Raw genomic sequence first — 19,634 nt, 5'->3', positions numbered from 1 at the left:
AGGTTGGTGAGCATGAAGTTCGCCTTCTCCACCCTCGGTGTTCCCGGTCTGCCGGTGCCGGACGTCCTGGCGCTCGCCACCGCCCACGGCTACCACGGCGTGGAACTGCGCGCCCACCCGGAGGAGCCCGTGCATCCCGGCCTCGGCCCGGCCGCGCGCGCCGACGTGGCCGCCGAGTTCAAGGCGGCCGGGGTGGAGGTGCTGGGCGTCGCCGGGTACGCGCGGGTCGCGGCGCCCGGCGAGGACGCCCCGGTCCTCGACGAGACCCGCCGGCTCCTCCAGCTCGCCCACGATCTGGGCGCCTCCTACGTCCGCGTCTTCCCGGGCGCCGACCCGGACCTGCCGGCCGCCGAGTCCGACGCGATCGCCGCCCGGCGGCTCGGCACCGTCGCCGAGGACGCCGCCGCGCTCGGCGTACGGGTCCTGCTGGAGACCCACGACTCGCACCGCACCGGCGCCGCCGCGATCCGCGTCCTCGGCCCGGTCGGCCACCGCATGGTCGGCTCGCTCTGGGACGTCATGCACACCTGGCTGGGCGGCGAGCAGCCCGCCGAGACCTACGCGGCACTCGCCCCGCACCTCGGTTACGTCCAGGTCAAGGACATCGCCTCGGCCGACGACACCACCCCGCTGCCGCTCGGCGCCGGGGTCCTGCCCCTGTCCGAGTGCGTGGAGGTGCTCTCCCGGCACGGCTGGGACGGCTGGCTGTGCTGGGAGTACGAGAAGCGCTGGTACGAGGCCGCGCCCCCGCTGCCCGGCCTGCTGGCGGCGGGCCGGGACCACCTGGCCCGGCTGCTCAACGACTCGGCGTGACCACGGCGGCCGGGTTCACCGCACGGCGGTGAACCCGTAGCGCCCCCGGTCCCCCACCTCCGCCGCCACCGCCACCGCCACCGCCACCGCCACCGCCAGATCGTCGGCGTGCCGGTGCTCCAGCGGCTGCAGCCGTACCAACTCGCCCTCCAGCAGCGGTCCTTGCCCGATACGGGTCACGCCGGGAGTCTCGCCGACGCGATCACGCGCCGTCGAACGGGATTCCCCAGCCCGCGGCCAGCTCCCCGAACGCCTCGTGGAAGCCCGGGAACGTCTTCCTCACGCACCCGGGGTCGTCGAAGGAGATGCCGGGTGTGCGCAGGCCGGTCACCGCGAAGGACATCACGATGCGGTGGTCGCCGAAGGTCTTGATCTCGGCCGGGACGGGGGTGCCGGGCCGGATCTCGATCCAGTCGTGACCCGTGGCGACCTCGATCCCGAGCCGGCGCAGGTTCTCCGCGCAGGCGTCGAGCCGGTCGCACTCCTTCACCCGGGTGTTGGCCACGTCCTCGATGCGGACCGGGCCGTCGGCGAAGGGGGCGACGGCCGCGAGGGTGGGCATGGTGTCGGAGATGTCCCGCATGGCGACGGTGAGGCCGCGGAGCCGGCCGGTGCCCCGGACGGTCGTGCGGTCCGCGGCGACCTCCACGTCCGCGCCCATCCGCCGCAGCACGTCCACGAAGCCCAGGTCGCCCTGGAGCGCGCCCTGCCCGAGCCCCGGCACGGTGACCTCACGGCCCGTGACGGCCGCCGCGGCGAAGAAGTAACTGGCGGTGGAGGCGTCGGGCTCGACGGCGTAGGCGGTGGCCCGGTAGCCGCCGGACGGGACGACGAACACATCGCCCTCGCGCGCCACCTCCACCCCGAACGACCGCATCATCGCGATGGTGATCTCCACGTACGGCGCGGACACCAGGTCCGTCACCCGGATCCGCAGGCCCTTGCGGGTGAGCGGGCCGAGCAGGAGCAGGGCGCTGAGGTACTGCGAGGACTGCCCGGCGTCGAGCGTCACCTCGCCGCCATCGACCCCGGCCGCCTCGATGCGCAGCGGGTGGTGGCCCTCCGCCTCTTCGTGCCGCAGGTCGACACCGAGGTCGCGCAGGGCGCGGGTGAGCGGGGCGAGGGGGCGGCGGCGCATCTGCGCGGAGGCGTCGAAGCGGTAGCTGCCGTGGCCGGCCGCGGCGAGGGTGGGCAGGAAGCGGGCGGTGGTGGCGCCGTCCCGGCAGTAGACCTCGGCCTCGGACAGCGCGGGGCCCTGCGGGCGGCCGTCCACCTGCCAGGTGTCGGGGGTACGGCCGACGCGGTAGCCGAGCCGGGTCAGGCCCTCGGCGAAGCCCTCGGTGTCGTCGGAGCGGAGGGGGCGGACGAGGGTGGTGACTCCGTCGGCGGCGGCCGCGAGGAAGAGGGCGCGGGCGGTGACGGACTTGGAACCGGGGATCGCGACAGCGGGCATGGGGCCATGATCGCCTGGCGGCAGGTCCGGGTGCGGGTGTTTCCAAGGGGTGGAACAGGTGGTGGGGAGCGTGCCGGCCGGTGGGGGCTTGTCGCGCAGTTCCCCGCGCCCCTTTCAGGGGCGCTTCACTTCCGTCGCTCGCAACCCACCGGTCCCGACTTCAGGAACTCGGGAACCCGGTCCCCGCTCCGCCCGTCCAACGCGCAGGCTGCCGGAAGAGTCTCCGTGGTGTGGTGTCGGCCCTCGCTGCTGGCTGCGATCGCTGACCTACCCTCTCCGCCGCACCACGGCCGTCGGCCCGCCGCCATCGACGTGCCCCCCTCCAATGCGCCGATGGCGGCCCCTTTCTGGTTACTGTGCATTCCCCACCAAAAGGAGCGCACGTGCCCTCCAGACGCAGCGTTCTCGCCGCGACCGCGGGTGTCACCGCGGGACTGGCCGTCGGCTCCGGCGCGCATGCCCTCGGCGACGACGGCAGGAACGCCGACGACCGGAATCCCGACGACAAGAAGCTCCGGGCGCTCGTCTCCCGGATGACGCTCGAGGAGAAGGTCGGCCAGCTGTTCGTGATGCGGGTCTACGGGCACTCGGCCACCGAGCCCGACCAGGCCGACATCGACGCCAACCTCAAGGAGATCGGCGTCCGCACCCCCGCCGAGCTGATCGCGAAGTACCGCGTCGGCGGGATCATCTACTTCACGTCGACGCACAACACCCGGGACCCGCGGCAGGTCGCCGAGCTGTCGAACGGGATCCAGCGGGCCTCGCTGGCGCAGCCGCGCGGTCTGCCCGTCCTCGTCGCCACCGACCAGGAGCACGGCGCCGTCTGCCGGATCGGCAGGCCCGCCACCCTCTTCCCGGGTGCCATGGCGATGGGGGCGGGCGGTTCCCGGGCCGACGCCCGCACCCTCGGCCGGATCTCGGGGGCGGAGCTGCGGGCGATGGGCGTCCGGCAGGACTACTCCCCCGACGCCGACGTCAACGTGAACCCGGCCAACCCGGTCATCGGCGTACGCTCCTTCGGGGCCGGTCCGGACGCGGTCGGGGCGCTGGTCGCCGCCGAGGTGCAGGGGTACCGGGACGCGGGGGTGGCGGCCGCCGTCAAGCACTTCCCCGGGCACGGCGACACCGCCGTCGACAGCCACACCGGCTTCCCGGTGATCACGCACAGCCGGGAGCTGTGGGAGAAGCTGGACGCGGTCCCGTTCCGGGCGGCGATCGCGGCCGGCATCGACTCGGTCATGACCGCGCACATCCAGTTCCCGGCCCTGGACGACTCCGGCGATCCGGCCACCCTCTCCCACCCCGTCCTCACCGGCATCCTGCGCGGCGAGCTCGGCTACGACGGGGTCGTGGTGACCGACTCCCTGCGCATGGCGGGGGTCCGCACGAAGTACGGCGACGACCGGGTGCCGGTGCTCGCCCTGAAGGCCGGCGTCGACCAGCTCCTGGACCCGCCCACCCCGGACGTCGCCTGGCACGCCGTCCTGAAGGCCGTACGGGACGGCGAGCTGACCGAGTCCCGGCTGGACGAGTCGATCCTGCGGATCCTGCGGCTGAAGTCCCGGCTGGGGCTGCTCGACCGGCCGTACGTGCACACCAAGGACGTCGACCGGGTGGTCGGCACGGCGCGGCACCTCGCCGCCGCCGACCGGATCGCCGAACGCACCACCACCCTGCTGGTCAACGCGGGCGGACTGCTCCCGCTGTCCCGCCATACGCACGGCACGGTGCTGGTCGTCGGCGCCGACCCGGACTCGCCGTCCGGTACGACGGGACCGCCGACCAAGGTGCTCGCCGCCGCCCTCACCGAACTGGGCTTCACGGCAAGCGCGTTGTCCACGGGTACGGCACCCTCCGACGCCGCCGTCGACCAGGCGGTCGCGGCGGCGCAGGGGGCGGACGCGGTGGTCGTCGGGACGTACAACGTGACGGCGGGCGGCGGTCAGCAGCGGCTGGTGGAACGGCTGGTAGCGACCGGCCGCCCGGTGGTGGCGGTGGCGATGCGCAATCCGTACGATGTCGCCCAACTCCCCTCCGTCAAGGCCTGCTTGGCGACCTACTCGTGGACCGACGTCGAACTGCGGGCCGCGGCACGGGTGATCGCGGGCGAGGTGGCACCGCGCGGCAGGCTGCCGGTGCCGGTGCAGCGGGCGGACGATCCGGCGCAGGTGCTGTACCCGATCGGCCATGGGCTGACGTACTAGACGTACGTCACGGATCCGGGCGTAACACCCCCAACAGGCGGAAAGCCTCCCATACAGCTGACGTGGACCGTGATCGCGGGCCACGCTGGCAGGGGGGTCGGTATGCGCAGCAGGCGTTGTGTGGGGGTTCTGGTGGCGCTGGCCGTCGTGCTGCTGCCGGCCGGCTGCCGGACGTCGTCGTCCGGGGCGCCGGCGGGCAGCGCGCGGTCGACGGCGAGCCCGACGCTGTCCGGGTACGGCGTGCAGTTCCTCGCGGTCGGCGAGTGCAGCTCGTTCGGGACCGCCGGCTTCACCGAGGTGCCCTGCACCAGCGAACGGGCCGCGGCCCGGGTGATCGCCCGGTACGACGGCGCCGTCGCCGACGGCCCGCTGTGCCCGGCCACCACCGACTTCGTGCTGCACATCGGCGCCCAGCGCACGAACGGCGACGAGGACGGCGACGGAACGATCCCGCAGGGCTACGCCTGCATGCGCAACCTGGAGCCGCCGCATCCCGGTGACCCCGGCGGGGGTGGCGGGCCGCGCACGATCGTCGGCGACTGCGTGTACGGCTCGGGCCACGGCCAGGTCCGGGAGACCGCCTGCGACGGCTCGGGGAAACGGAAGCCGCAGTACCGGGTGGTGCGGGCGGTGACCGCACGGGACGCGTGCCCGGCCGCCACCGACCTGTACGTCCAGCTCGGCGGGGAGCATCCGGTGGGCTGCGCCCGCCGCGTGTGAACGCTCGATGTCAGCGTCGGCCGGAGCCGGGTCTCTCGCCCTAAAGTGGCCCGATGCGTGCGGAGATCGGGCTCAAGGAGGTGGCCGAGCGGGCCGGGGTGTCCATGCGGACCGTGTCCAACGTGGTCCGGGACACCGGGCGCTTCTCGGAGGCCACCCGCGTCCGGGTGCTGCGCGCGGTGGAGGAGCTGGGCTACCGCCCCAACACGGCCGCCCGCCGCCTGCGCACCGGCCGCAGCGGGGTGCTGCTCCTCGCCGTGCCCGAACTCTCCATGCCCTACTTCGCCGAACTCGCCGGGCACCTGCTCCGGGAGGCGGCCGGCCACGGCTGCACGCTCCTGGTGGAGGTGACGGGCGGGCGGGCGGACGCCGAACTGGACATCGCGCTGGGGCGGACGGACCCGCTGGTCGACGGGGTGATCCTCAGCCCGCTCGCGCTGGACGACGAGGCCGCGGGGGCGGCGGGCACCGAGCTGCCGCTGGTGCTGCTGGGGGAGCGGGTGCACGATCTGCCGTGCCCGCACGTCACCATCGACAACACGGCGGCCGCCCGGGAGGCGACGGCTCGTCTGCTGGCCAGGGGACGCCGACGGGTCGCGGTGATCGGACGCCAGACCGTGCCGTACGCCGCGACCTCGGCGACGCGGCTCGCGGGGTACCGGGAGGCGCTGGAGGCGGCGGGCCTGCGGTACGACGAGACGCTCGCGCCCGCCGTGGGCGCCTACGGGCGGGCCGACGGGGCCGCCGCGATGCGGGGGCTGCTCGGCCTGGGCGAGCCGCCGGACGCGGTGTTCTGTTTCGCCGATGCGATGGCGGAGGGGGCGTTGGCGGTGCTGCGGGAGCGGGGGGTGAGCGTGCCGAGGGAGGTGGCGGTGATCGGGTTCGACGACGTCGAGGCGGCCCGGTACGCGGCTCCGCCGCTGACGACTGTGGCGCCGGACAAAGTGGAGTTGGCGCGGCTGGCGGTGGCTGCCCTGCTTCGGCGGATAGACGGGGTGGGGGGAGAAGGACCGACTGTGCTTGTCGCGGGGCATCGGCTGGTGGTGCGGGAGAGCGGTTGAACCGGTCACGGGCCGAAGGAACCGAAGCCGCGCGAGGGAGAGTCGTCGAATCCCGGCGGGTCGATATCCGGGTCGTCCGGGCAGGACAGCTCGTCCGCGCTCATCACGTTCCAGGACCGCCTCTCCTCACCGTCCAGGGGAGACAGATCGTCCAAGACCACCGGCTCGCGCTCGTCGGTGATGACGGTCAGGCCACGTTCGGAGTCGCCCACCGGCTCGTCGGACGGTTCCAGCCATCCGAACTGCTCTGCCAGCCAGTCCTCCAGAACGATTTCGGGCTCGATTTCGGGCTCGTCCGGGGACACGGGGTCCGGGTCGGCCGGGAAAGCCGGCTCGACTGAGCACGAGAACCCGTGCGGTCCCGGGACGCCCGGCGATCCCGGCCCGGAAGGACGCCGAGAACGCGGCGAGTCCGGCTGGTGCGGGCGCTGCGGAGACGCCGGTGCGGGAGGGTCGGTGGGAGCAGCTCGGGGGCAGCCGGGGTTGGACGGTGAGCGGGGTGTCCGCCTGATCCGGGGGGCCGGATCGGGAGTCGGTTCCACCTCCATGACGGACGGGCGTTCGAAAAAAGGCGGCGTCAGGTCGGTGGTGGGGGACGGCAACCGTTCCGCCGCCGGGTCGGGCGGTTCGGCGCACGCGTGGTGCCGCAGCATGCGGTTCAGCTCCCGCAGATGCTTCACATTGATGTTGTGCAGGGCCTCACCCATGAGGCGGGTCGTGTCGTCGACGAGGGCCAGGAAGGTGGGATGCAGAACGTACTTGCCCAGTTTGACCGCCGCCTCCAGCGTCGCGTCGCCGCGGGCCAGGTCGGTGACGAGCGTGGCGGTCCAGCCCGCGGGCGAGGAGTGCGGGAGCATCAGCCGCCCGAGGACGTCGAAGGCATCGGCCGCCCGGACTTCCCCGGGGTGTGGTGCGCCGTCGTCCCCGGGATGTGGCACATCGCCCCGGCCCGGCACGCCGGCCGCGCCGAGGTCGGCATCCGCCCAGCTGTGCGCCCGTACGTGCACGGCGAGAGCGAGAGCGGTACGGACGAATCCCTCCTGAGCTTCGGCTCCGGCGGGCGGGTGGTCCGGCAGGTCGGGCCCCAGCATCGCCTGCGTCCGCCCAGCCAGCATGCCGAGGGCCCAGGTCCGTCGCTCCGGGTCCGGCGGCTCCCCTCGCAGCTCCCGGGCCGCGTCACGAGCGGCCTCCAACACCCCACGGGCCAGCCGGTCGAGTTCCTTGGGTGACGTGGTGGACCACTCGGGCGTCCTCGCCGGGTCGTCGGCATCCATGCTGTTCCCCCTTCCCCGGCCGGTCCGACGGTACGGGCGGAAAAGGCCGGCAGGCCCAGGATGCCCCGCGTGATGCGTTGTCCGGAGTCGGTACGGGGGCGCATTGCGTCAGGCGCTTCTCACCCCCGTACCGCCCCCGCCGTCAGACCCGAGACGAAATGCTTCTGGAGCAGGACGTACACGATCACCACCGGTGCCGACGCGATGACGACCCCCGCGAACAGCAGTGGATACTGGGTGAGGAACTCGCCCTGGAAGTTCAGCAGGGCCAGGGGAAGGGTGCGGTGTTCCTCGGAGCGGATGAACAGGAGTGGGTAGAGCAGGTCGTTCCAGTCCATGACGAAGAGGAAGATCGCTGTCGTCGCGAGGGCCGGGCGGGTGAGCGGGAGGGCTATCGAGCGCAAGGCCCGCAGGGGGCCGGCGCCGTCCAACTCGGCTGCCTCGTAGAGCTCTTCGGGGATCGACCGGAGGAAGCCGCCCAGGATGAACACCGCTGTCGGCAGCGTCATCGTCGTGTCGACGAGGATCAGGCCGAGCAGGCTGTCGGTGAGGCCGAGGCGGTCGAAGAGGACGTACTGGGGGACGATCGCCGCCTGGGCGGGCACCGCGAGGCCCGCCACCAGCACGCCGAACACGATCCAGCCCGCCCGGCCCGGCACCCGTGCGCAGAAGAACGCGGCCAGGCTCGCCACGACCAGGGTCAGCGCGACCGCCCCGGCCGTCACGACGGCGCTGTTGACGAAGGCCGTGCCGAGGCCGCCCTCGTCCACCGCCCGCCGGTAGTTGTCCAGCCGCAGTGAACCCGGCGGGGACAGCGGGGAGTCGAAGAGCTGTGGCAGCGTCTTGAAGGTGCCGAACAGCACCACCAGGAGCGGGAGTACGACGGCGGCGGCGCCCAGCGTGAGCACGGCGGGCCGCAGGGTCTTGCTCATCGGGTCGCCCTCCGTATCGCCCGCCGCTGCACCCAGGTGAGCAGCGCGATCAGCGCCATGAACACCAGGGACTGGGCGGCCGCGTAGCCGAACTGGTTGTTGGAGAAGGTCGTGTAGACGCGGGTGGCGAGGATGTCCAGGGCGGGGGACGGCGGGTTGCCGCCGAGGCCGAGGACCAGGTCGAAGGCCTTGAAGGACTGGACGGTGGTGTAGGCGACGACGATTCCGGTCGCGGGCGCGACCAGCGGCCAGGTCACGTACCGGAAGCGGGCCGCGCGACCGGCGCCGTCCAGCTCCGCCGCCTCGTACAACTCCCTCGGTATCGCCTGGAGTCCGGCGATGAAGACGACCATCATCTGGCCGGCGTGGAACCACACCTGGGTCAGCGCCAGCCAGAGGACCGCCGTGTGCGGGTTGCCGAGGTAGACGGACTGGAAGGAGTCCAGGCCGACCGCGCGCAGGGCGGAGTTGAGGAGGCCGCCGTCGGGGTCGTAGACGAAGCGCCAGACGAAGGCGACGGAGACGGAGGAAAGGACGGTGGGGAGGAAGAACACGGCGCGGAGGAGGGTGGTGGCGCGGGTGGTCCGTACCAGGTAGAGGGCCAGGAGGAGGGCGAGGGCGGTCTGGGCGAGGACGACGGTGACCGTCAGCTTCAGGTTGTTCTCGGCCGCGTTGGCGAAGGTGTCGTCGGCGGTGGCGAGTCGGGTGAAGTTGTGCAGGCCGACGTTGTGGTACGCCGCGCTGTAGCCGTCCCAGTCCGTGAGGGCGTACTGGATCGCCTGGACGGTCGGATAGGCGAAGAAGAACAGGTAGAGGACGAGCGCGGGCACCGGAAAGAGCCACAGCGCTGCCGCGCCCCGAAAGGGGCGCGGGGAACTGCGCGAACAACCCCCACCGGCCCGCACTGTACGCACGGCCCTCCCAGCGGAGCGCTCACCGCTTCTGGTCGATGACACGCTGGGCCTCCTCGGCCGCCTGCGCCGGCTTCTTGCCGCCGACGACGGCGACGGCCGCGTTCTCGACGGCCGTGCGGATGTCGAGGTTCAAGAACTGGAAGCGGGGGGCGAGCAGGTTCTTCCTGGTCAGCCAGGGGGCGATGGCCTTCAGGTCCTTGTTCGTGTAGTCGACGCCCTGCACGGTGACGTGCTGGCCGGTGCCGTTGGCGTAGCTGCCCGCGTTCGCCGGGTCGCTGAGGAACTCCAGGAAGGCGTAGGCGGCCGGCTGGACCTTGGAGGCGCTGTTGACGCCGAGGATGAAGGTGGTGTTGAAGACGCCCTGGTACTTGGCCTCGGCCGCGGTGGTGGTGATCGGAGCGACCAGGTCGAAGGGGAACTTCGCGCCCAGTGCCCGTACCGCCGCCATCTGGAAGGAGCCGACCGCCAGCAGTCCGGCCTTGCCCTGGGCGAAGAGCTGGGTGACGGCGTCGGTGGTGGAGCCGGTGGCGCGGGCCTGGAAGTAGGGCTTCAACTCCCCGTACTGCTCAAGGGTTTTCACGAACCAGTCGTCCGTCGCCTGGTACTCGCCCGACTCGATCTTCGTGAACATGTCGTCGCCGGGCGCGTTGTTCATGACCATCGTGTTGAGCAGCTGCCCGGCGTTGGCCGCGTCGCCGCCCGGCCAGGCGAGCGGGGTGTAGCCCTTGGCCTTGAGGTCGTCGAGGAGTTGGAGGAAGCCGTCCCAGTCGGCGGGGGCGGTGGTGTGGCCGGCCTTGTCGAGGGCGTCGGCGTTGGCGAGGGGCATGTTGAAGACGAGCTGGTACGGCAGGCCGTACTGGACTCCCTTCGCCGCGCCCGGGGTTATCAGGCTCGCCTGGTACTTGCCGACGACGTCCGTGCCGGTGAGCGGGCTGTACACACCCGCCTTGACGATCTGCTCGAACTGGGCGCCCCGGAAGGCGGTGAACAGGTCCCCGGTCTTGGAGCCCTGGATGCGGCGCAGGGCGGTGGACTGGTAGTCGGCGGACGGGGAGATGTCCTGTTCGACGCCGGCGTCCGGGTACTTCTCCACGAACGCCTTGATCAGCCCGGCGAGCACCGCCTTGTCCTCGGCCCGCCAGTGGGCGAAGGAGACGGTGCCCTTGACGGTGCCGGAGGTGGCGAGGGCGGAGGGCTTCGAGCCGCTGGAGGCGGTGGTGCCGCCGGGGCCGGCGCAGGCGGCGAGGCCGAGTCCGAGTCCGGAGGCGGCGAAGAGACGGAGGGCTGCTCTCCTGTCGAGCGCAGGGGACATGGCTGAGCCTCTTTCTATGCGTGGGCGGTGGTGAGTTGACGGTCAAGAAGCGGCCGGACGCACTCGCCGAACCGGATCGCCTCCTCCAGGTGCGGCTGGCCGGAGAGGATGAAGTGCTCGATGCCGAGGGCCGCGTACTCCTCGATGCGCTCGGCGACCTGCTCATGGCTGCCGACCAGGGCGGTGCCGGCGCCGGGCCGCACCAGTCCGAACCCGGCCCACAGGTTGGGGTGGATCTCCAGCCGGTCGGTCCGCCCGCCGCTGAGCGCGGCCATGGCCCGCTGCCCGGCGGAGTCGGAGCGGCTGAACCGCTCGTGGGCCGCGCTGATCGCGGCCGGGTCGAGGGAGTCGAGGATCCGGTCGGCCTCGGCCCAGGCCTCGGCGGCGGTGTCCCGGCTGATGACGTGCAGCCGGATGCCGTAGGACAGTTCACGCCCCTCGGCGGCGGCCAGCTCCCGTACCCGCCCGATCTTCTTGGCGACCGCCGCCGGCGGCTCGCCCCAGGTGAGATAGGTGTCCGCATGGCGGGCGGCGACGGGGAGGGCGGCCTCGGAGGAGCCACCGAAGAAGACGGGCGGGCGCTGCAGCGGCGGCCGGCGCAACCGGCCCCCGGCGACCCGGTAGTGGGCGCCCTCGAAGTCGTACGGCTCCCCGGACCAGGCCCGGTGCAGCAGTGCGAGGAACTCCTCGGTCCGCGCGTACCGCTCGTCGTGGGACAGGAAGTCGCCGTAGCCGCGCTGTTCGTCGGCGTCGGAGCCGGTGACGACGTTGAGGAGCAGCCGTCCTTCCGACAGCCGCTGGTAGGTGGCGGTCATCTGGGCGGCGAGCGGGGGTGCGATCACGCCGGGACGGAAGGCGACCAGGAACTTCAGCCGCCTGGTGTGCGGGAGCAGCGCGGCGGTGGTGAGCCAGGAGTCCTCGCAGTCGCTGCCGGTCGGGGTCAGCACGGCCTCGAACCCGGCGGACTCGGCGGCGCGGGCGACCTGGGCGAGGTAGTCGAGGGTGGGCGGGCGGGTGGTGGACCGGGACTGGAGGGAGTCGCGGGCGGTCACCCCGACCACGTCGCGGTCGTCGCCGGTGGTGGGCAGGAACCAGTGCAGACGCACGGTCATGGAGGTCTCCAGGAAAGGAGCAGATGCAACGTTGAATCACGCCGGGGACGGTCGGGCCGGGGCGTGCCGGAACGGGGGAAGGAGCGCCGGAGAAGGGCGCGCGGGGTCAGCTACACAGCGACGCGGCGACCCTGAGCAGGTCGACGTGCGCGCGCTTCACAAGCTCGACGCCGGATTCCATGGGCCGGGACTATACACACCGGGGGTTACGGGCAAGACGGGGATCTCGCAGGGTGGGACGAGGGTGCGCAAGTCCGCGACGTCCGGCGGATTCTGATGCCGGATCAAATGTGTACGGGGAAGGCCGCCTGGAAGGCCAGGCGAGGGGCGGCGGTCGCCCCGATCCGGGTGAGCAGGTCGTCGAGCGCGAGGTATTCCTCCCAGGGCTCCCGTCCCGTCGCGTCCGCCAGTGCCCTGACGACCCTGTCCTCGAGGCCGGCGACGCGCTTGTCCTTCCACACCTTGTCGGCCGTGCCGACCAGGAGGTCCTCGATCGTCACCTCGGGGGCGTCCCAGTCCGCATGGGTGGCGGCGAACCGGGCCAGCGCGGGCCGGAAGCCGCGGCTCAGCAGCAGGTCACGACCGGCGGCCTCGTGGGCCGAGCCGGGCCCGGCGAGTTCCTCGGGATGGCGGACCTTGCCCACGTCGTGGGTCGCCGCACCGAAGAGGACGGCGTCGCGGTCCACGGCCAGGTCCGGGTACCGGCTCCGCACCCAGTCGACCAGGTCGACCGCGACGTCGTGAACCGCACGCAGGTGCGCCGCCAGCCGAGGCGGGGCGCTCAGCGAACGCAGCAGTTCCGCCACCACGGGCGGCAGCGGCCGCAGCGGGGGCTCGCCCGGCGCGTCCAGGGCACGCGTCAACAAATCCGCAGGCATCGCGGTCATCCGGCGGACATCACCCGCACCATGCCCGCGTCACCATGACTCGGCCTGCCGGAACAGCGTGATCGCCTCGGCGAAGAACCAGACACAGAACACCAGACACGCACCCCACAGCCCCCACAGGACCCAGCGGACCTCTCGTCGTATGCGCACAGGCGGTTCATCCCCCCTCAGCAGAGGATCCAGCCCGAACTCACCGAGCTCCGCCCCACCGTGCCCTTAACCCACACGCACCGGTGACCCGCGTGGACCGTGACCGGGCCCGCGCGGTGGCTGTACTTGCCCTTGTCGACGACCGGGCGGTTGCCGCGGGCCTGGACGCTGACGGACATCGTCCGCTTGCCGCCGGACGTCCTGGGAAGGGTGATGGCGCAGATGTAGCCGCCCTGCCGGTAGACGTGCACCGTGCCGGTGGCGAAGGACAGGGTCCGCACCTCGCGCCCGGCACAGTTCGCGGCCGTCACGGCCTGGGCCTCGGCCGGTGCCGCGAGCGCGAGCGCTCCGGAGGCGGTCAGCACGGCCGCACCGAGCGCCAGCCGCCGGCGTATCGCACCACTGTCCACAGTCGTCCCCTCCCGTACCGCAGCTCTGCCCCAGCCATGACCGTACTGATGTACGGACGCGGGACGTGTGTCGGATGGTTGCACGACCGTCAGGGAGCCGGGGCGACCGGCCCTGCCGGGGGCGCGAGAAAGGTCAGCGGGTCGCGCCCACCGGCTCCTCCGGTTCCTCGGGCTGGCCGATGAAGGTGCGCCACAGCTCGGCGTACCGGCCGTCGAGGGCCAGCAGCTCGTCGTGGGTGCCGTCCTCGGCGACCCGGCCGTGGTCCATGACCACCACCCGGTCGGCGCGCGCCGCGGTGGTCAGCCGGTGCGCCACCACCAGGGTGGTACGACGGCCCGTCAGGCGGTCGGTGGCCATGTTGACCTGGGCCTCCGTCGCCAGGTCCAGGGCCGCGGTCGCCTCGTCGAGGAGCAGCACATCGGGGTCGACCAGCTCGGCGCGGGCCAGGGCGATCAGCTGGCGCTGGCCCGCGGAGAGGTTGCGGCCGCGCTCGGCCACCTCGTGGAGGTAGCCGCCGTCGAGGGTGGCGATCATCTCGTGGGCGCCGACCGCGCGGGCCGCCGCCTCCACCTCGGCGTCGGTCGCGTCCGGGCGGCCGTAGGCGATGGCGTCCCGGACGGTCCCCGGGAAGAGGTACGCCTCCTGCGGGACGACGCCGAGCCGGTGCCGGTACGAGGTGAGGTCCAGGTCGCGCAGATCCGTGCCGTCGACCGTCACCCGGCCGCCCGTCGGGTCGTAGAACCGCGCCACCAGCTTGACCAGGGTCGACTTGCCGGCGCCGGTCTCGCCGACGAAGGCGACGGTCTGCCCGGCGGGGACGGTCAGGTCGATGCCGCCCAGCGCTTCTTCGTCGTCGCCGTAGGCGAAGTGCACGTCCTCGAAGGCGATGTCGCCGTGCAGCGAGGCCACGTCGAGGGGCCTGGCCGCCGACCGGGTCGACGTCGGCTCGCGCAGGAGTTCCTGGATGCGGCCGAGGGAGACGGTGGCCTGCTGGTAGCCGTCGAAGACCTGGGAGAGCTGCTGGACGGGGGCGAAGAACAGGTCGATGTAGAGCAGGTACGCGACCAGCGCGCCGGTGGTGAGGGTCGCCGCCTCGACCCGGTGGGCGCCCTCCATCAGGACGCTCGCCGCGGCCACCGACGACAGCAGCTGGACGAACGGGAAGTAGACCGATATCAGCAACTGGCCCCGGATACGAGCCTTGCGGTAGCTCTCGCTGCGCTCGGTGAAACGCCGGCCGCTGTCCCGCTCGCGCCGGAAGGCCTGCACGATCCGGAGCCCGGACACCGACTCCTGGAGGTCGGCGTTGACCACCGACACCCGCTCCCGGGCGAGTTCGTACGCCTTCACGCTCGCCCGGCGGAAGAAGAAGGTCGCGACGATCAGCGGGGGCAGGGTGATGAAGACGACGAGCGCGAGCTGTACGTCGATCACCAGCAGGACGACCATGATGCCGAAGAAGGTGACGACCGAGACGAAGGCGGTGACCAGGCCCGTCTGGAGGAAGGTGGAGAGGGCGTCGACGTCGGTCGTCATCCGCGTCATGATGCGGCCGGTCAACTCCCGCTCGTAGTAGTCGAGTCCGAGCCGCTGGAGCTGGGCGAAGATCTTCAGGCGCAGGGAGTAGAGGACCCGCTCGCCGGTACGGCCGGTCATCCGGGTCTCGCCGATCTGGGCCGCCCACTGGGCGAGCACCGCGAACAGGCCGAGCAGCGCGGCCGCCCAGACCGCGCCGAGCGCCATCCGGCTGACGCCCTGGTCGATGCCGTGCCGGATCAGGACCGGGAGCAGCAGGCCCATGCCGGCGTCCACGGCGACCAGCCCGAGGCTGACCAGCAGGGGCGCACCGAAGCCGCGCAGCAGGCGGCGCAGGCCGTAGGAGTCCTCGGGGCGTACGGCACCGGCCTCGTCGATGTCGGGGACGTCGGTCGCCGGGGGCAGCGCCTCGACCTGGGCGAGGAGTTCGGGGGTGGCGGGGGTGCCGGCGAGGGCGAGGTCGCGGGGCGTACGGTCACCGGTCCACAGCCGCGGGGTCACGCCGCGCTCGGCGTCGAACTCGGCCTCCAGCTCGTCCCGTACGGACATGTCCTCGCGCGGGACGACGGGCAGGGCGTGTCCCGGGGAGACCCCGCCCAGCTCGTCGGGGTCGGTCAGGAGCCTGCGGTACAGGGCGGAGCGCTGCTGGAGTTCCTCGTCGGTGCCGATGTCGGCGAGCCGGCCGCCGTCGAGGACGGCGATGCGGTCGGCGAGGTTGAGGGTGGAGCGGCGGTGCGCGATGAGCAGGGTGGTGCGGCCCCGCATCACGTGGGCGAGGGCCTCGTGGATCTCGTGCTCCACGCGGGCGTCGACGGCCGAGGTGGCGTCGTCGAGGACGAGCAGGCGGGGGTCGGTGAGCAGGGCACGGGCGAGGGCGATGCGCTGGCGCTGGCCGCCGGAGAGGGTCAGGCCCTGCTCGCCGACCTTGGTGTCGTAGCCGGCGGGCAGCTCGGCGATGAACCGGTCGGCCTGGGCGGCGCGGGCGGCGGCGAGGATCTCGTCCTCGGTCGCGTCGGGACGGCCGTACGCGATGTTGCTGCGGACCGTGTCGGAGAAGAGGAACGAGTCCTCCGGGACCAGGCCGATCGCGGCCCGCAGCGAGTCGAGGGTCAGCTCGCGGACGTCGTGGCCGCCGATCAGGACGGCGCCGTGGGTGACGTCGTAGAAGCGCGGCAGGAGCAGGGAGACCGTGGACTTGCCGGAGCCGGAGGAGCCGACGACGGCGAGGGTCTCGCCCGGCCGGATCTCGAAGCTGAGCCCGTTCAGCACCGGGCGCTCATGGTCGTACCCGAAGGACACGTCGTCGAACTCGACGGTCGCGGGCGCGTCGGCGGGGAGGGTCTTGGTGCCCTCCTTCAGCGTCGGCTCGGTGTCGATCAGCTCCAGCACCCGCTCGGTGCCGGCCCGGGCCTGCTGGCCGACGGTGAGGACCACGGCGAGCATCCGGACCGGGCCGACCAGCTGGGCGAGGTAGGAGGAGAAGGCGACGAAGGTGCCGAGGGTGATGTGACCGCGGACGGCCAGCCAGCCGCCGAGCGCCAGCATGGCGACCTGGCCGAGGGCCGGGACGGCCTGGAGGGCCGGGGTGAACCTGCTGTTCAGCCGGATGGTGCGCAGGCGTCCCGCGAAGAGCCGGCGCCCGACCTCCCGGAGCTTCCCGGTCTCCTGCTCCTCCTGCCCGAAGCCCTTGACCACGCGTACGCCGCTCACCGCGCCGTCCACCACCCCGGCCACGGCGGCGGCCTGGGCCTGGGCGTACCAGGTGGCGGGGTGCAGCTTGCTGCGGCTGCGCTTGGCGATCCAGTACAGGGCCGGGGCGACGGCCAGGGCGACCAGGGTGAGCGGCGGCGACAGCCAGGCCATGATCGCGAGGGAGATCACGAAGAGCAGGACGTTGCCGATGGTCATCGGCAGCATGAAGAGGAGGCCCTGGATCAGCTGGAGGTCGCTGGTGGCCCTGCCCACCACCTGGCCCGTGGACAGCTCGTCCTGGCGCCGTCCGTCGAGCCGGGTGAGCGTGCCGTACATCTCGGTCCGCAGGTCGTGCTGGACGTCGAGAGCGAGCCGCCCGCCGTAGTAGCGGCGGACGAACGTGGTCGCGTAGACGAGGACGGCGGCGCCGATCAGGGCACCGGCCCAGGGCCCCATGGACCGGCTGTGATCATCGATGACGTCATCGATGATCACCTTGGTGATCAGCGGTACGACGGCCAGCACCGCCATACCGGCCAGCGAGGACCCGAGCGCCAGCACGACATCCCGGGGATGCCGCCAGGCATACCCCGCCAGCCTGTGCGCCCAGCCGCCCTGCCGCCGCTCCCCCTGTTGCGCTGCCACGCGGGTGCCCTTCGTTCGCCCTGCTCTTCCGCAGCTCACAACACGAAAGGAAGCGGATTTCATCCCTCCGCAACAATTGGGGAGGCGGGGCCGAGGGGGCTTGCTGCGGCGTCTACTCGTGGGCGCTGATCACACCACCGGCGCTGAGCACGATGTACACGCCGTTGGCGTCGAGGCCGGCGTCCTGCTGGTTCGCCTCCAGCGTGCCGTCCACCGAGCCGTCGCGGCCGAGGATCTGCGCGCGGTAGTGGAGCTCGCCTGCCTTGGTGACCTTGGCCGTCCAGCCGCCCGCGAGCTCGAAGGTGCCCGGTCCGGTGTGTCCGCCGCCCATCCAGGAGTGGACCTCGCCGCCGAGGGTGAGCACGACGAACATGTCGTTGGCGTCGAGCCCGGCGTCCGACCGGCCGGTCTCCATCGTGGCCAGGACCGAGCCGCGGCTGACGATCTTGAGCCGGTAGTGCTCGGCACCGAGCCGGTAGATCTCGGCCTTGCTGCCGTCCACCAGGGTCTGGGTGCGGACCGGGGCCGCCGCCTTGGCCGTGGCGACGCCGGCGGTGCCACCGGTGGCCGTGGCGGCCGGTGCGGCGGTGCGGCGCGCCCCGAGCGTGTCGGTCCTCACATCGGCCGGGGCCTCGGAGCGGGCCGCGGAAGAACCGGAGACCGTCTTCGCCGGTTTCTCCGGCCCGGCGGCACCGTCCTTGCCCCCTCCTCCCTGGCAGGCGGTCAGCGAGAACGCCGCGGCGGCGGCGACCGCCACCAGGCCGACGGAACGGACGGTACGAGCGGTACGGCGAGCACGGCGAGCGGTCGTCATCGAAATCCCCCATGAGTCATCAGGTCGCTTTCCGGAGGCTCCCTCCGGACGCTTTTTCCTACGCCCCGTGAGATGGCACCTGGGCGGGGGGGTGTTCATCGGGTTCCGTCCGCATTCGGTAACAGGTGAATCGCCGGTCTACCTCCCGGCGGGCCGGGTGAAGAAGTTGACGAGATTGCCGTCGGGGTCGCGGAACAGCAGCGACCGGTTGCCCCAGGGCATCGTGGTGGGCTCGGTGACGAAGTCGGTGACGAAGCCGGTCAGGTCCCGGTACACACGGTCCACGTCGTCGACGAGGAACTCGGTGATCACGCTGTGGTTGTCCGCCGGGCGGGCGGAGCCCGGGGCGAACAGCGGGACGGTGCGGGTGCCGGCGATCGCGAGGGTCGCGCCCGCGGTCCTGAGTTCGGCGAAGTCCTCGGTGGCCCATGTCGCCCGCACCCCCGTGGCCCGCTCGTAGAACCCGACGAGGCGCGCGACGTCGCCGGTGATGATGCGGATCGAGACGAAGTCCATGGAATCTCCCTGGCGGTAGTGCCGTACTGGCCGACGGCGTGCACTGCGCAGGCTAGGAGGAATAGTGGACAGAATCGGTCCGGTATTCGGCGCTAGATTGTGCACATGTCCCGACCCACCGGCCGCGTGCTGACACTCCTGGAGCTGCTCCAGTCGGGCGGCACCCGGACCATGGCCGAACTCGCCGGGCGGCTTGGCGTCGAAGGGCGCACCGTGCGGCGGTACGTGGACCAGCTGATCGACCTGGACGTGCCGGTGGAATCGGTGCGCGGCCGCTACGGCGGCTACCGGCTCGCCCCCGGGTACCGGCTGCCTCCGCTCATGCTCAGCGACGACGAGGCGCTGGCCGTGCTGCTCGGCCTGGTCGCCGGCCGCCGGGCGGGGCTGACGACGACGGAGCACACGGCGGGCGAGACGGCGTCGGCGAAGATCCGGCGGGTGCTGCCCAGGCACGTCGCCCGCCGGCTCGACGTCCTCCTGGAGGCTCTCGCCTTCACGGACCGTCCCGGCGGGTTCGATCCCCCGGACGCCGGCGTCCTGCTCACCGTCGCCGATGCGGTGCGCCACCGCCGGCCGGTCTCGATCCGCTACACCGACCGCGGCGGACGGCGCAGCGAACGCACGCTGCACGCGCACGGGATCGTCTCCCATGCGGGCCGCTGGTACGTCACCGGCGCGGACGCCCAGAGCGGCGAGGACCGGACCTTCCGGCTCGACCGCGTCTCGGACGCGAGGGCCCTGCCCGGCTCTTTCGAAGCACCCGCGGGTCCCGGTCCGGCGGAGCGGGTGCTGGCGGGGTTCGCGGCGGCCGAGTACCGGCACGAGGTGACCTTGCGGGTCCACGGGACGGCCGAGCAGATCCGCGCCCGCCTGCCGGCCGGGGTCGCGACCCTGGAAGAACTGGAAGCCCTGGAAGACGTGAAAGAACCGGAGGAACCGGAGGAACACGAGCCCGCGGCAGGCGCAGGCCGGGAGCTGACGGCCGAGCGCTGGTTCCGCGTCGGTCTGCGGGCGGAGCGGCTCGACTGGCTGCCTCCGCTGCTCGCCGCACTCGACCGCCCGTTCGTCGTCGAGCGCCCCGCCGAGCTGCGCGACCTCGTCACCGCACTGGCCGACCGCCTCGCGTCCTACGCCCGCCAGGTCTGACGGCTCCCTCCGTTCGCGGATTCCCCCCGAAGGCACCAG

At 72.5% G+C, this 19,634-nt stretch carries 18 protein-coding genes; 5 read left to right on the top strand and 13 right to left on the bottom strand.

Annotated elements, in window-relative coordinates:
- The first annotated feature begins 12 nt into the window (after positions 1-12).
- Positions 13-813 carry a sugar phosphate isomerase/epimerase family protein gene (locus ACWGKQ_RS29240; protein ID WP_453294973.1) on the top strand — a complete coding sequence of 267 codons (801 nt, stop codon included), beginning with the start codon at positions 13-15 and terminating at the stop codon, positions 811-813.
- Positions 814-828: 15 nt separating this feature from the next.
- Here the strand turns inward: ACWGKQ_RS29240 and ACWGKQ_RS29235 are convergent, their stop codons facing one another.
- Both ACWGKQ_RS29235 and aroA read right to left on the bottom strand, forming a co-directional pair.
- On the bottom strand, positions 829-993 hold the full coding sequence (locus ACWGKQ_RS29235; protein WP_453294972.1) for a hypothetical protein: 165 nt from the start codon (positions 991-993) through the stop codon (positions 829-831).
- A gap of 22 nt (positions 994-1,015) precedes the next feature.
- On the bottom strand, positions 1,016-2,266 hold the full coding sequence (gene aroA / locus ACWGKQ_RS29230; RefSeq protein ID WP_453294971.1) for a 3-phosphoshikimate 1-carboxyvinyltransferase: 1,251 nt from the start codon (positions 2,264-2,266) through the stop codon (positions 1,016-1,018).
- A 383-nt stretch (positions 2,267-2,649) separates the two neighbouring features.
- Here aroA and ACWGKQ_RS29225 point away from each other — a divergent pair, with 383 nt between their 5' ends.
- The 3 genes from ACWGKQ_RS29225 to ACWGKQ_RS29215 all read left to right on the top strand — a co-directional run bounded on the left by ACWGKQ_RS29225 (position 2,650) and on the right by ACWGKQ_RS29215 (position 6,254).
- Entirely contained in the window at positions 2,650-4,473 is a 1,824-nt protein-coding gene (locus tag ACWGKQ_RS29225) for a glycoside hydrolase family 3 protein (RefSeq protein ID WP_453294970.1), read from the top strand.
- Positions 4,474-4,575: 102 nt separating this feature from the next.
- A complete protein-coding gene (locus ACWGKQ_RS29220; protein WP_453294969.1) occupies positions 4,576-5,193 on the top strand; it encodes a hypothetical protein in 618 nt (205 codons plus the stop codon).
- Positions 5,194-5,246: 53 nt separating this feature from the next.
- Positions 5,247-6,254, top strand: coding sequence for a LacI family DNA-binding transcriptional regulator (locus tag ACWGKQ_RS29215; protein ID WP_453294968.1), 1,008 nt, complete (start codon positions 5,247-5,249; stop codon positions 6,252-6,254).
- Positions 6,255-6,259: 5 nt separating this feature from the next.
- Here the strand turns inward: ACWGKQ_RS29215 and ACWGKQ_RS29210 are convergent, their stop codons facing one another.
- The 11 genes from ACWGKQ_RS29210 to ACWGKQ_RS29160 form a co-directional block, all read right to left on the bottom strand.
- Positions 6,260-7,528 (bottom strand): hypothetical protein, encoded by a 1,269-nt coding sequence (locus ACWGKQ_RS29210; RefSeq protein ID WP_453294967.1) that lies wholly within the window; start codon positions 7,526-7,528, stop codon positions 6,260-6,262.
- Positions 7,529-7,647: 119 nt separating this feature from the next.
- Entirely contained in the window at positions 7,648-8,460 is an 813-nt protein-coding gene (locus tag ACWGKQ_RS29205) for a carbohydrate ABC transporter permease (RefSeq protein ID WP_453294966.1), read from the bottom strand.
- Positions 8,457-9,290, bottom strand: a complete 834-nt coding sequence (locus ACWGKQ_RS29200; RefSeq protein WP_453294965.1) for a carbohydrate ABC transporter permease — start codon at positions 9,288-9,290, stop codon at positions 8,457-8,459. The genes ACWGKQ_RS29205 and ACWGKQ_RS29200 overlap by 4 nt, the downstream gene beginning before the upstream one ends.
- A gap of 103 nt (positions 9,291-9,393) precedes the next feature.
- On the bottom strand, positions 9,394-10,686 hold the full coding sequence (locus ACWGKQ_RS29195) for an ABC transporter substrate-binding protein (protein WP_453294964.1): 1,293 nt from the start codon (positions 10,684-10,686) through the stop codon (positions 9,394-9,396).
- A 14-nt stretch (positions 10,687-10,700) separates the two neighbouring features.
- The gene (locus ACWGKQ_RS29190; protein ID WP_453294963.1) at positions 10,701-11,798 is read right to left on the bottom strand and encodes an LLM class flavin-dependent oxidoreductase; all 1,098 of its coding nucleotides are present in this window, start codon (positions 11,796-11,798) and stop codon (positions 10,701-10,703) included.
- Between the two features lie 106 nt (positions 11,799-11,904).
- Positions 11,905-11,979 (bottom strand): putative leader peptide, encoded by a 75-nt coding sequence (locus ACWGKQ_RS29185; RefSeq protein ID WP_350780434.1) that lies wholly within the window; start codon positions 11,977-11,979, stop codon positions 11,905-11,907.
- 103 nt (positions 11,980-12,082) lie between these two features.
- Entirely contained in the window at positions 12,083-12,685 is a 603-nt protein-coding gene (locus tag ACWGKQ_RS29180) for an HD domain-containing protein (RefSeq protein WP_453294962.1), read from the bottom strand.
- Between the two features lie 167 nt (positions 12,686-12,852).
- The gene (locus ACWGKQ_RS29175) at positions 12,853-13,245 is read right to left on the bottom strand and encodes a hypothetical protein (RefSeq protein ID WP_453294961.1); all 393 of its coding nucleotides are present in this window, start codon (positions 13,243-13,245) and stop codon (positions 12,853-12,855) included.
- A 133-nt stretch (positions 13,246-13,378) separates the two neighbouring features.
- A complete protein-coding gene (locus ACWGKQ_RS29170) occupies positions 13,379-17,119 on the bottom strand; it encodes an ABC transporter ATP-binding protein (protein WP_453294960.1) in 3,741 nt (1,246 codons plus the stop codon).
- Positions 17,120-17,231: 112 nt separating this feature from the next.
- Entirely contained in the window at positions 17,232-17,933 is a 702-nt protein-coding gene (locus ACWGKQ_RS29165) for a hypothetical protein (protein ID WP_453294959.1), read from the bottom strand.
- A gap of 138 nt (positions 17,934-18,071) precedes the next feature.
- Positions 18,072-18,449, bottom strand: coding sequence for a VOC family protein (locus ACWGKQ_RS29160; protein ID WP_453294958.1), 378 nt, complete (start codon positions 18,447-18,449; stop codon positions 18,072-18,074).
- 105 nt (positions 18,450-18,554) lie between these two features.
- Here ACWGKQ_RS29160 and ACWGKQ_RS29155 point away from each other — a divergent pair, with 105 nt between their 5' ends.
- Positions 18,555-19,595 (top strand): helix-turn-helix transcriptional regulator, encoded by a 1,041-nt coding sequence (locus tag ACWGKQ_RS29155; protein WP_453294957.1) that lies wholly within the window; start codon positions 18,555-18,557, stop codon positions 19,593-19,595.
- The last annotated feature ends 39 nt before the right edge of the window (positions 19,596-19,634 follow it).

The organism is Streptomyces sp. NPDC054770, assembly GCF_053611985.1.
This window is presented reverse-complemented; position numbering and strand designations above follow the sequence as displayed.